Here is a 12,801-nt window from a genome sequence, read left to right on the forward strand (position 1 = left end):
AATGGAGGAAGACCAAGTGAAAAATAATAGTAAACCCTATCCACTAAAGAATTTAGTGGTGCTAGAGGCTGCTCAAGCACTGGCTGGTCCTATGATTGGAACATTATTAGGAGATCTTGGAGCTAAAGTAATACATATTGAAAGACCAGGTGTTGGTGATATTGGCAGGAGATGGATACCCAAAAAAAAGGATCTAAGTTATTATTTTGCTGTTATAAATAGAAACAAGAAATCTGTTACATTAAAATTAGACCATGCTCAGGGAAGGGAGATATTTTTAAATATGGTCAAAAAGGCAGATGTATTAATTGAAAATTTTAGGCCAGGAGTGGTAAAAAAATGGGGAATTGATTATTCAAAAGTAAAAGATATAAATCCTAAAATCATCTATTGTCATGTATCAGGTTATGGTCAGGATGGACCCTATAGGGATAGGGCTGCCTTTGATCAGGTCATCCAAGGAGAGGCAGGGATAATTAGTTATACAGGTACTAAGGAAATTCCCTGTAAAGTAAATGTCCCTATTACAGATTATGTAGCTGCATTGTATGGAACATATGCTGTATTAGCCGCTCTTATTAAAAGACAAATCACAGGTAAGGGAATGGAAATTGATGTATCATTATTTGATTGTGCTGTAAATCTCATGTTAAATCTACTTAATATGAGTGTAGTTGAAGGATGGGATGATAGTGAACTCCGCATGGGATCAAAGTATTGCCTTGCAACTCCTTATGAACCTTATTTGGCTGGAGATAATAAATATGTTAATATATGCATAGCTATAGACTCTCATTGGATTAATTTTTGTAAGATATTAGAGATGGAAGATCTTGCAAGGGATCCAAGATTTGAAACAAATGACAAAAGGCTTCAAAACAGAGATGAATTAGAACGGATTATATTAAGAAAGTTGAAGGAGAGAAGTGCTAAAGAGTGGATTGAAATATTTAATAATGCAGGGATTCCCTGTGGTGCAGTAAATACCATTAAAGAGGTATTAGATCATCCTCAATTAAAACATAGAAAGACCATACAGGAGATTGAATATCCAGGCATTGGAAACATAAAAATGTTTAATAATCCTGTAAAATTTTCTGATTTTGAAATAGAGATCACACCTCCCCCACAACTTGGTGAGCACACCAGAGAAATTTTAAAAGATTTGGGATATAGCGATCATGATTTAAATAAATTTAAAGAAAATGGTGTTATATAATATAAATTAGATATAGTTCAAGAAAATCAATATGTTGAGAGATGTAGAATTTTTATATAAATGAAAGAGATGAAATTTAGTCACAAAATTGTTGACACCATTGATGCCTTGTTCTTAAAATTCATTAAGGTGATTTTATAAGATTATAAAAAGGTTTAAGATTAAATGAGAAAGGGAATATCTTAAACCTTGTGTGGACAAAACCATTTATTGTTTTAAAGCAAAGCAACAAAGAGTAAACTCTACAGTGGCCTTTTTAAATTGGTTATAAAAATTTTTAGGCAAAACTTAAGCATAAAGGAGGAGAGAAAATTATGGGTTATGAAACTATTCAGGTAACAAAGGAAGGGCAGATAGCAAAATTAACTTTAAATAGGCCTGATAAAAGAAATGCAATTAATAGGCGGATGATGGAAGAATTGGTAGAAGCTCTTTCTGATATTGCAGAAGATGATGGTGTAAGGGTATTGGTCCTTACTGGGGCAGGCAAGGCCTTTTGCGCTGGTGCTGACGTTGATCTCATGCCTGGTGGAGGTAAAGAGGAAATTACTGAACAGAGTGTTGAGAAATTAAGACGTTCTTTTCTTTTTAGAGCTGTTAAAAAGATTATCCTTACACTTCATCAAATGGAAAAACCAACTATAGCCATGATTAATGGTGTATGTGTGGGGGCAGGCTTTGATCTTGCCCTGGCCTGTGACCTCAGGACTGCAAGCCAATATGCAAAATTTATGTGTGGCTTTGTAAAAATTGGGCTTTTTCCAGGATTTGGAGCAGCCTGGCTCTATCCAAGAGCAATGGGACTAACAAAGGCTTTTGAAATGTTATTTACCGGCGATACCCTTGTCGCGCAAGAAGCTAAAGAAATTGGTATGATTAATAAACTTACAACAGCAGAAGAATTAGAGAATATTACAATGGATCTTGCCAGAAAAATAGCTGATGGTCCTCCTATAGCTATTAGACTAATGAAGGCCCAGGTTTACAAAGGATTGAGATTAGACCTGGCAACAGCCTTAGATGAAGCTGCACTCTGCGAATCCATTACCCTTGCATCAAAGGACCATCTAGAAGGAATTACAGCATTCAGGGAAAAAAGAAAGCCTGTATTTAAAGGAGAATAACAGCAAAATACAGGATAATATCTAATTTTTATCTTACTCGCATGAATCCTTTTTAGGCTCCGTTATATGGCGGGGCCTAATAGAAATAATGAAATGTTTTTTTATGAATTAAAAAAGGAAAGAAAACATGAGTATTAATGATGAATGGAATATGGTGAAGGAATTTCATATTGCTGCAAATCATCCAACAAGCGACAGACCTATCTTTCTTCCCAAAAAACGGTTGATGCGAAGAATCAAATGGATGTTAGAAGAAATAGATGAATTAAAGGATGCAAGCAATATATACGAGCAAGTAGATGCCTTAATAGATTTGATTTATTTTGCTTTAGGCACATTAGTTGAGATGGGCGTTCCTCCCAAAGACTTTTTTAAAATAGTTCATCAGACAAATATGCAAAAAATAAAGCCAGACAGTAAAGTAATAACAGGTAAAGATGGTAAGATCCTAAAACCCAAAGACTGGGTTGGTCCAGAGGAAGAGATTAAAAGGCTTATTGATACATTATCCAAAAAAAATATATGATTGAATGTACAAATACAGAGACTGTAAAAGAAAAAACAGGCCAATTATATACAAGATAAGCTATGAAATTAAAATTCCTTGTTTATTAATTTTGTGTCTTTTCTATAAGTTGGAGCGCTTTTTTGGCCAAATCTCCTATTTCAGGCTTTGATATTTGGTCATCAGCTCCAACAGACTGTCCTTTGTGGAGTATTTTATCAGTAATCATAGAGGAGAATAAAATAACTGGAATTTTATTTAGTATTGGGTCTTCTTTGATTTTTTTTGTAAGAGTAAATCCATCCATCTGGGGCATTTCAATGTCAGAAATCACAAGATTGCATTTAGAAAAAATGTCCTCTTGTCCCTGTTTTAGGTCGACAAGATAATCCCATGCCTCTTGTCCATTTTTTGCTACATGAATATCAAAATCCTTTAGATTTACAACTAGCATATTTCTTACAGTAGGCGAATCATCTGCAATAAGGACTTTGTATCTTTTTTTGGCATGTTCCTCTGTAATTATGCCTTCTTCAAGGAACATGGGTGCCATTTCTCCCACAATTTTTTCCACATCTAATGTAAAAACAATTCTATCATCAAATTTCACAACTCCTGTGATACAAGGCGTTTTACCTTCATATTCAATTTCCACAGGTGGGGCCACATCTTGCCAGCTAATTCTATGGATTCTTGTAAGACCTGAAACCAGAAATCCAATTTTCATACGATTGAATTCTGTGACAATTACCTTACCATTTGAGTCCAAGGGGATATTGTAAAGATATATGCCAAGGTCTAAGAGGGGCATTATCTTTTCTCTCAGCCTGATCAGGCCAAGAAAACATGGATGGGGTTTAGCGGGAATTCTTGTTATTTCAGGATATCTAATTATCTCTTGCACTTTAATAACGTTTATTCCAAAATATTCTTTTACTCCTTGAGATTTTTCAATATAAAATTCCACTATTTCCAATTCGTTGGTTCCGGTTTCCAGCAAAATATCTGTTGTCATTTCTCATCTCCTGAAAAAAATCTAAAATAAACTTATTACATATTTTTTAAAGCTTTTTCAGCTACTTTGCAAGTAAACTTTATTCTTTCATATATGTCCTTTTTCGCTTTGTCTCTATCCTGTTCAGGAATATTTTTAAAAGCTATTATAATTCCAAGTATAGAAGCAAAAAAAACTTCTGCAAATTCTTGAATGTTATCTATAGAAATACCTATATTCTCTAATAAATTAGCAAAGTGTTCCAAGAAAAATTTCTGATTTAGCTTGAATTGATTTAAAATTTGTTCATCCATGTTTTCATTTAAGAGAAAATGTGCTAGCATGTGTAATGTGGCTTCTTTGTCAAAAAAGAAATCCACTATTCCAATGGCAAATTCTTCTAAAGAATTAGCTCCTTCTTCAAGCCGTTTTAATTGTATAAGTCTTCCCTCATTTATGTCCTGTCCTAATACTTCAAGTAAGATAGCGTCTCTACTTGGAAAATATCTGTAAATGGACGCCGGTGAAATCCCAGCTTCTTCAGCAATATCCCTCATTCCTATTTCAGAGAAGTTTCTTGTCGAGAATAAATGAGTGGCAGCCTCTAATATTAGCTCACGTCTCTTTCTCCTTTCAGTTTCCTTTAATTCTAAAAATGTAGATTTTTTTCTCATACCATCTCTACTCCTTCTTTGAAAGGTTTAAAAATTTTTTTTCTCTTTAAACAAGATGTAAACACTTTTCAAGTGTTAAAATAGTTATTTTTCAGATACATCTACATAAAACATTGTGTAGGACAATTAGAACTGCTATCATACCAGATTTAATCTGAAAACAAGCAAAAAGACATAATTTTTCTTTCTCTGATCAGATATTTTTTATGCCTCTTGGTTAACTCCTGTAACCACTGTTTATTTTAACATATTTCTCTGTTAAGTCAGAAAATAGCATTTTATACTGGAACTCAGTGTTTTCACCAATATCTATGTGAAGAAAAATATCCTGTTTTTTTAAATAGGGCGTTAAAATTGCGTCTATATCTCCACCTGTTCCCATTCCATTTTTGAATATTTCAATATCACTTATTTTTATCAAGACCTTGTTTATGTCAACATCCACTCCACTTCTGCCAATAGCTGCTACAATCCTTCCCCAATTAGCATCTTCACCATAAAATGCTGTTTTAACCAGAGGGGAGTTGGCTATTGTTTGGGCTATTTTTTTTGCGTCTTCGTATGTTTTTGTCCCTTTTACCTCTAAATGGATAACCTTTGTTCCACCTTCAGCATCCTGCACTATTTTATATGCAGTCTCATTCATTATTTCATTTAATAATTTTTTAAAAAGCAGCTTATCTTGTTTATCTGAAATCTCCTTCCCACTAACCCCATTTGCAAGGGCTATTATGCAGTCATTGGTGGATGTGTCTCCATCAACTGAAATTCTGTTAAAGGTATTTTCAGTTGTTTCTATTAAAATATCCTGAAAAAGTTCTCTTTCAATTGAAATATCAGTAATAATAAAACAGAGCATTGTGGCCATATTTGGACATATCATACCAGCTCCCTTAGCAATTGCTGTTATAGAAAAATTTCTATTTTTAGAATAAGCTATCTTTGGAAAGGTATCGGTGGTCATTATGGCCTTTGCAACGTCAATAATATCCTTTTTACCGAGGTTTTGGTGGAGTTCCCGTGCTCCGACTTCCCAGCTCTCCATATTAAATTGTTCTCCTATAACCCCGGTAGATGCTGGTAAAAGCAAGGTAGGGTCTATTTTTAGTTGTTCTCCTACTAATTTTAGACTTTTTTCACAATTATAAATCCCAGTCTCACCGGTTCCAGCATTTGCAATACCTGCATTTATCACAATCCCCTGGGGTTTGTAATTTTTGTGTTTTAGTCTTTTTTGGCAAAGGTATATCGGCGCAGCCTTAAATTTATTAGTGGTAAATACAGCCGCTACAGTAGCTGGTTCTGAGGATAAAATTAAAGCCAGATCATCCCTATTTACATATCTGAAATTTGCCTTTGCCGTAGAAAATAAATACCCCTTCGGAGTAGAGATCATAAAGTTTTTCCTCCATGCTTATTCCTTTACCTTTTCTCAAGGTTTATCCTTCTCCTTTTATCTATTCAGCAAAAGTTCGATTCCCTTTTCGTATATCCGATTGTTTCCTATTACCTTAAGCTCCAGAGGATCGTAAAATAGTATCTCTTTTTCTGCCCACTTTTCTATTATTGGCAAATAATGCACTCTATCCTTTCTCAATTCAAAGTATCCCTTTCTCAGTATCTCTTTGCCAATATCCTCAAATTGCATAACCTCTTTATCAGTAAATCTTTCTCTTGCCATATAATCTACTATCTCTGTATAGGCAAGCCACTTCTCACGCTCCAAAAACTCTCTCAAATCTTTGCCTTTCTTATATGCCCTTATGACCTTCAAAATCCTTGGTATTACTCCACCTATATATTCCCATACAAGCTCTATATCCTCATCCTTAAAACCTTCCCTTTTAAGCCACTCTTTTGCCTGCTTTTTCTTCAAATGATCTATTTTCTTAAATTCTGATGTTTCCTTAAGTCTTGCATCATTATAAATTTTCTCTATAAACACTGTATTTGATGTAAGTATCACTACATGAGAGAGGTGTTTTTCCTTTGTCAAACTCACACAAAAATTTAAAAACTCCTTTAATAATTCACGGCTACTGTTTATATATATCTCTTGGAGCTTTTGGATTTCATCTATTATTAAAATACACCTTTTATTCTTACTTTCCTCTTCCATCTTTCTCATTAATTCTTCAAATAAATCCCTCTCTTTTTTCTCTATCTCCTGCAATACCTTGCGCTGCAGGCTAAAAAACTTCAAGGAAAATTTGCCATCTGTTTCCACCGTCTCCTTATATACATCCTCGGGAAATATAAAAGAATGTAAAAAAGTAGCATAGTTAGAAATTAACTTCCTTCTCAAATTTATATATTTCACCCAATACTTGCTTTTGCTCCACCACTCTTTTTCCGATAACAATCGTTTCTCTATTACATATTCTATCACTGTGGTCTTGCCACTTGATTTTGGACCATATACAAAGAGTATCCTCTGCGGTACATCATCAAACCAATCCACAAAAAACTCTATCTCTTCTTCTCTATCTACAAAGGGTGCTCCACGGTAGGTCTCTATCTTCATCAAAAGCTCCTTGTTCTAAGTTCTTCGTGATTTGGAATTCGTAATTTGTGATTTGTTATTAGCACCCATAAACAATATTCCACCTCTTCCCTATTCACGAATCACCAATCACTGTTCACGGTTATTAGTATATTGGTATAGTGGTATATTGGTTCACTATTCTTTCCTCTTTCTGTTCATTGTTCACTGTTCACTGTTCACTAATTACGAATCACTATTCCCTTTCCTTTACCTCTTCCCAGAGTTTATCCTTCTCTTCCTGGGACAATTTTTCAAACTCAAGCCCCCTATCCTTTGCTAAAGAAATCATTTTGTTAAAGCGATCAAGGAATTTGTTAATTGATTTTTGAAGTGCACCATTTGCCTTAATTTTATTTCTTCGACCATATTCTACCAAAGAAAATAAAAGATCTCCAAATTCTTCTTCTATCTTCTCATAATCATTTGTCTTTTTAGCCATTAAAAATTCTTCAAGTTCTTTTAGAACACTTTGTATTTGATCCTCATCTGTAAGCCACGTAAATCCCATTTTTTCGGCTTTGGAATGGATCCTATAGGCCTTAAGCAAGGGAGGAAGGGAGGAAGGTATAGAGTCCATGGGATTTTTGCCCCTGTGATTTTTCTCTTTTTGTTTTACCTTTTCCCAGTTTTTTAAAATCTCCTCTTCTGATGAAACTTTTATATCCCCAAATACATGGGGATGTCTATTTTTCATCTTTTGAGCATTTTTTGAAAAGACTTTATTTACATCAATTCCATTATCTCGATTTAAAAGATATGTGATAAAAAACAACAAAAAATAAACATCTCCAAGTTCTTCTTCAATTTCACATTTATCTTTTTTTCTAATAGCATCAACAAGTTCAAATACCTCTTCAATCAAATATTCACACAAGCTATCAGGTGTTTGTTTTTTATCCCATGGACAGCCATTTGGCCCTAACAGCTCATTTATAACATAAAAAACTTCTTTTGGATCAAACTCCATAGCTTAAGACCTCCAGATTATATAAGAACTTACTTTATTTGCTCAGGATGTCTTAATTTATACCAGATTGATCCCTTCCATACCTCTTCCATCTCTTTTGTCTTTCCCCTAAATTTTTCTTTAACATCTTTAGGGATAAGGTAGATAATTTTTTCTGTTACCATGGAGATGTAGGGAGACAATCTAGATGTAGTAATCAAAGAACTTTTTGGACTGAGGACAAGCGTCAGCATTAAGATTATCAAGCTACAAATAAGTATACCTTTAATAAAGCCAAAAACTCCTCCACCTAATCTATCCAACCACCCTAGGGATAAAGCCTTTAATAACTCTCTAATTATTGCACCAATTAGATAGAGAAGCAAAACAGAGCCAATAAATAGAGAAGCAAAGGCTATTATATCTGCAATTTGAGGGTCAGGGACTATCTTTGTAATGTAAGGTGTGAGTTTCCCATAAAAATTTATTGCAATTAAAAAAGAGCCAATTACACCAAATATTCCTATTATTTCTTTAATTATGCCCCTCATAAATCCCCTTATAAGGGTGAAAGAAAGTATAATTATAAAGATTATGTCTAATTTGTTCATAGCTTACTCTCCAAAAAATAATAATTTTATTATTTTAAAGACACCTTAAGATTACCTCTATATCCCTTCCAAACAAAAAATTAAGCTCCTCTTTGGCTCCTGTTTTTTCTTTTATAAACTCCCTGACTGATTTGTCATAAGAAATTATTCTGTTTAATTTTTCTTTTATTTTTAAATCCATCGTATTCTTATACAAAGAATATAACTTCTTTATATTGATTAAATTAACTTTTTTTTCATGTTCTTTTATTATCTCTCCCATTGCAGAGTTTTCTGGTATGATGTCAAATCTTTTTATTCTATTTTTATTATAATACTTCAAAATATCATCAGTATCCCAACACTTTAACAGGCGACACTCTGTTGGTCTATATTCATAGATTGTACATAAGTTAGTTTTATTGTCAAAATAAATACATTCTGAAGAACCATTCTTAGTCTTTATTTTTATTATTTCTTCTTCAAGGTATATAATTTTTTTATTAATATTGTCATATGCACTCTCTCCTTTTCTAAAGGTAATTAAATGAGTAAAGGGAATCTTTCCAGAATTAATATATGTTAAATCTTCAACATGAATGGTAGGAGGATTTTTTTTACAACATGTGCCACATCTTTGACACTGGGTTTGATTTACTCCTTTTTTATCCAAGTCCTTAACTCCTCTAACTCTTCTTCCCATGCTGGATCAAACTTTATTTTTAAAAATTCCATAAATACACTATCAAACAAATCCAATGCTTTTTCTACCAGATAGACTTTCTCGAAAAACAGACCATCAGGGTCTTCCTCCTGTTGGATCTTTTTTGTAATCTTTGGAGTTTTAAAGGAAGTTATGGAGAAATCTTCACTTTTTATAAAAAAACTCCACTCATCGCCGTTATATTCTATTATAATTTTGGCAAAATACACTTTTTTCCCTGTCCTAAGACCGTGTTTTGCCTCTTGAAACATGGAATTTTTTCCAGAAGACATTGCACTTTCTTTAAATTCTCCATCTCCTCCCTGCACAACAATTTTATCACCCATTGTTAATCCAAATACTTCGCCATCAGAACTCTCAAATTGCCCATTATTTTTTTCAGACTTAAACCATAACCAGGTCAAAAAGTCTTGTGCAATGGACATGGACAATTTACTGGACTTTATTTCTTCTGTAATATTTTCCATCATGGCAGATCTCCTCACTAATTCCTGTTTAAGATCAAAATAGCTTCCATGTGATATGTCTTTGGAAACATATAAAAAAGGGCTATGTTTGTTATTTCCCACTCTGATTTTATGACTGGTCTTATATCCCTTGCACTATTTACAATGTCACAAGAGACCCAGATTATTTTTTAGCTTCTTACATCTAATGAGTATATCAACAAACCTAGGACCTCCAGATCAGGGAGGATCTACGGTTACACATTCTACATTATGTTTTTTTATAAGAGAGATGGGTAAATTCTTTCTAAGATCCATCTTTTTCAACCATTACAGAAATCCAAACCTTTTTTTCAATTTTCTAGAGATCTCAAGTGTATATTCAATTGCCTTTTCCATTAATTCTTCTTCAATTCCCTGTTCAATTTCCTCTATCCTGTGATGGGGATTTTTTTTGAGGTCTGTTAAGTCAGCATTTTTCAGGCAGCATCTTGCTGGAGCAACTAAAGATTGTCTGGCAACTTGCTCTGATGAAACTCCTCCATACACCTCAATCTGTTTCATATATTGAATTAGCCTCTCTGTTAATGTATCCGGGGTTTCTTTATCCAAAAATACAGATACAGTTGGAACGATCCCCCATGAAATTATTTTTCCTTTGCCTAAAAATTTTCCAAGAGAACATGCAGCAAACTTAGTTAATATTTCCATTTGATAGGCTTCAAAAGAGAGTATATCAATATCAAAGTCAGTGAGATAATCCATATCAACGTTTATGCAAAGATGGAGTCCTCTAGGTCTTGGGAAACCAGAATATAGGTCAGTCAAATCATTCTTTGCCTGGATATCATTATAGCCAGAAAAAGAGGAAAAGGTCCATGCAATGCCAGGCTCATCAATCCATATAAATGCATTTTTATTCTTTTCTTTGAGTTTATTATATTGCCAGAGTATTTTTTTCTTAACAAAATCAAACAAAAGTTCTCTTATATCGTCGTGATAGATAATAGGTTTATTTTCTTCGTCCAAGATCCTGAACCCCAGGTTAAGTGGCCCTGTAACCTGTCCCCTGATAGCTGGATAGGTTGATAGATCCATTTCTAAAAATTTATAAAAGGTGGTGCTGTGTTCTTCTTTTATTTCAAATGAAGAAATATCATCCATTTTTAAGGAATAATCATTTAATTCTTCATAAAATTTGGTTTTATTCAAACGAACTTTTTTGTTTTCAAAATCTACTATAATGCCTGGAAAATCTCTGGAAAATTGGGCCCACATATCGTCCCTAAAATCCTTTAAAGGGAGCTGTGGCCAAAATGGTATATCCAAACTTAGTGCAAGATTAAGTGCCCTTTTTTCATCCACATGGGGCAAAATCCCCATGGAGGTAGAATTACAATAGGCAGGAAAATTATTCATACTCTCTATTCCTAAAGTGTTTGTAGAGTTTGTGAGTTTATTGAGTTCAACCCTTAACCCTTCAACCCTTTAACCCCTTAACCCATTCACCCATTAACCCATATACCCATCCACTCATTTACCCATTCACCCATCTAATGTTCCATAAACAACTGTAGTCTTAAAGCCGCCTCTAATGTTGTAAATTGTTGTAACTTTAAGTCTCTTTGTGTTCAATACTTTTTTTAAGTCTTCATATATCCTCTTTGTTGCCTCTTCCTGATATATTCCAACATCTTTAAAACTCACCATATAATATTTTAAAGACTTGAGTTCAACGCACTTGCCACCCTCTGGATAATATTCAATTATTACCCTTGCAACATCAGGAAGACCACTAAAGGGACATACTGCTATAAATTCTTTTGTTTCTGTTTTTATATATTCGTCTTTTCCGTCAAAATCAAAGGTCTCTAATAAATCCGTTCTAATGTGTTCTTGTCCTTTAAATGGAAGTTTTAATCCTTCTGCCTTAGCCATTTTTATCCCCTTTTTTGTCTTTTTTTAGTCTTCTATCAAGTGCCAGGATTAAAATAGGCCAGGCTATTGTTGCATCACATAAAACTTCTGCAAATTTTCCCCCTTTATCTTTTGGCACAAACTTTCCCCATGAAATGCCTTCTTCGTATGTACAACCTGATAGTCCCCCCCAATGAACTGGTTCTGGACATATCCTCACCCCATAGTGAAATCTTTTAATTTTCCATTTTAACTCAGGAAATTGCTGAAGACTCATTTCTAAAAATGGCCCTACTTGTTGTGCCCAGTTACGGGGAACGCCTCCTCCAATTGTGAATATGCCTATTTTTTTTGCATTTGATATCCTTTTTGTATAGTGAAATAAATCCATATAGGGATTAAATACAAATGGCAACTTCTCAGGATCAAATTTTTCTGCCAGACTTGGATTTTCAGCAAGAAAATTACATGCAATACTCAGTGCCAGCTCTGAATCTGTAAATGCAGGTATGTACACTGGTACATCCTTTTCATAGGCGCTCTTTAAAATCCCTGAGTCCTTATAATTTTCATGTAAATATCTGCCCAGTTCCCTGCAAATTAGATAAGAACATAGGTATTTTTTCTCTTTTAACCTTTTAAAAACTTCCCTAACAACAGTTTCAGAATGAATAAAATTTTTCTCAGGCTCCAATGTATCATACACCCTATTTAAACCAGCCCTGCATAGTTCTTTATCGTCCATTTCACCAAATTGATATTTATAATGCTTCATTCCAATTGCTTCAATAAATCCATGGGCCATAAGTGCACCAGTGGAGATAATAGATTGCACCCAGCCTTCATCAATCATTTTACATATTAATTTTCCCATCTTGGCAACAGTCATGGCGCCAGAAAAAGTAGCTACTACATGACACTCTGAATCCCTTACCATTGTTTCAAGAACGTCCAATGCCTCTCCTAGCTGTCTTCCTCCAAAGGCAGTTTTGGACATGGCAAGCAAAAGTTCATCAAAATTCCTTATTTTGTCTGGATCTAAGGGCTCTAAAGGAATAAGTCCTGCCTTATCTGGATCTAGATATGCATTTATATCTCTGACAAATTCATTTTGCAT

Annotated in this window: 14 protein-coding genes; 3 read left to right on the forward strand and 11 right to left on the reverse strand. The window is 34.0% G+C overall.

Annotated features, from left to right (window positions below; all coding sequences use genetic code 11):
- Positions 1 to 16 precede the first annotated feature (16 nt).
- The 3 genes from ACYQ1E_RS08095 to ACYQ1E_RS08105 all read left to right on the forward strand — a co-directional run bounded on the left by ACYQ1E_RS08095 (position 17) and on the right by ACYQ1E_RS08105 (position 2,869).
- On the forward strand, positions 17 to 1,219 hold the full coding sequence (locus ACYQ1E_RS08095; RefSeq protein WP_459877655.1) for a CaiB/BaiF CoA transferase family protein: 1,203 nt from the start codon (positions 17 to 19) through the stop codon (positions 1,217 to 1,219).
- Positions 1,220 to 1,533: 314 nt separating this feature from the next.
- Positions 1,534 to 2,343: an enoyl-CoA hydratase/isomerase family protein gene (locus tag ACYQ1E_RS08100; protein WP_459877658.1), complete on the forward strand. Its 810-nt coding sequence runs from the start codon at positions 1,534 to 1,536 to the stop codon at positions 2,341 to 2,343.
- A gap of 127 nt (positions 2,344 to 2,470) precedes the next feature.
- Positions 2,471 to 2,869: a pyrophosphohydrolase domain-containing protein gene (locus ACYQ1E_RS08105; RefSeq protein ID WP_459877661.1), complete on the forward strand. Its 399-nt coding sequence runs from the start codon at positions 2,471 to 2,473 to the stop codon at positions 2,867 to 2,869.
- 85 nt (positions 2,870 to 2,954) lie between these two features.
- Here ACYQ1E_RS08105 and ACYQ1E_RS08110 read toward each other — a convergent pair whose 3' ends face one another.
- The 11 genes from ACYQ1E_RS08110 to ACYQ1E_RS08160 form a co-directional block, all read right to left on the reverse strand.
- The gene (locus tag ACYQ1E_RS08110; RefSeq protein ID WP_459877663.1) at positions 2,955 to 3,863 is read right to left on the reverse strand and encodes a chemotaxis protein; all 909 of its coding nucleotides are present in this window, start codon (positions 3,861 to 3,863) and stop codon (positions 2,955 to 2,957) included.
- 35 nt (positions 3,864 to 3,898) lie between these two features.
- Complete coding sequence (locus ACYQ1E_RS08115) at positions 3,899 to 4,516, reverse strand: TetR/AcrR family transcriptional regulator (RefSeq protein ID WP_459877666.1); 618 nt, start codon at positions 4,514 to 4,516, stop codon at positions 3,899 to 3,901.
- Positions 4,517 to 4,733: 217 nt separating this feature from the next.
- Positions 4,734 to 5,912 (reverse strand): bifunctional glutamate N-acetyltransferase/amino-acid acetyltransferase ArgJ, encoded by a 1,179-nt coding sequence (gene argJ, locus ACYQ1E_RS08120; protein ID WP_459877669.1) that lies wholly within the window; start codon positions 5,910 to 5,912, stop codon positions 4,734 to 4,736.
- Between the two features lie 57 nt (positions 5,913 to 5,969).
- Entirely contained in the window at positions 5,970 to 7,040 is a 1,071-nt protein-coding gene (locus ACYQ1E_RS08125) for an ATP-binding protein (protein ID WP_459877672.1), read from the reverse strand.
- A 214-nt stretch (positions 7,041 to 7,254) separates the two neighbouring features.
- Positions 7,255 to 8,028 carry a nucleoside triphosphate pyrophosphohydrolase gene (mazG, locus tag ACYQ1E_RS08130; protein ID WP_459877675.1) on the reverse strand — a complete coding sequence of 258 codons (774 nt, stop codon included), beginning with the start codon at positions 8,026 to 8,028 and terminating at the stop codon, positions 7,255 to 7,257.
- A 29-nt stretch (positions 8,029 to 8,057) separates the two neighbouring features.
- Positions 8,058 to 8,618 carry a CvpA family protein gene (locus tag ACYQ1E_RS08135; protein WP_459877678.1) on the reverse strand — a complete coding sequence of 187 codons (561 nt, stop codon included), beginning with the start codon at positions 8,616 to 8,618 and terminating at the stop codon, positions 8,058 to 8,060.
- A 34-nt stretch (positions 8,619 to 8,652) separates the two neighbouring features.
- A complete protein-coding gene (locus tag ACYQ1E_RS08140; RefSeq protein WP_459877681.1) occupies positions 8,653 to 9,270 on the reverse strand; it encodes a YkgJ family cysteine cluster protein in 618 nt (205 codons plus the stop codon).
- Positions 9,252 to 9,791 (reverse strand): hypothetical protein, encoded by a 540-nt coding sequence (locus ACYQ1E_RS08145; RefSeq protein WP_459877684.1) that lies wholly within the window; start codon positions 9,789 to 9,791, stop codon positions 9,252 to 9,254. Before ACYQ1E_RS08145 ends, ACYQ1E_RS08140 begins: the two co-directional genes overlap by 19 nt.
- 306 nt (positions 9,792 to 10,097) lie before the next feature.
- Entirely contained in the window at positions 10,098 to 11,186 is a 1,089-nt protein-coding gene (locus ACYQ1E_RS08150) for a uroporphyrinogen decarboxylase/cobalamine-independent methonine synthase family protein (RefSeq protein ID WP_459877687.1), read from the reverse strand.
- Positions 11,187 to 11,312: 126 nt separating this feature from the next.
- Entirely contained in the window at positions 11,313 to 11,705 is a 393-nt protein-coding gene (gene queF, locus ACYQ1E_RS08155) for a preQ(1) synthase (protein ID WP_459877690.1), read from the reverse strand.
- Positions 11,698 to 12,801 carry a deoxyhypusine synthase family protein gene (locus tag ACYQ1E_RS08160; RefSeq protein ID WP_459877693.1) on the reverse strand — a complete coding sequence of 368 codons (1,104 nt, stop codon included), beginning with the start codon at positions 12,799 to 12,801 and terminating at the stop codon, positions 11,698 to 11,700. The genes queF and ACYQ1E_RS08160 overlap by 8 nt, the downstream gene beginning before the upstream one ends.

The organism is Desulfothermus naphthae (genome assembly GCF_054657475.1).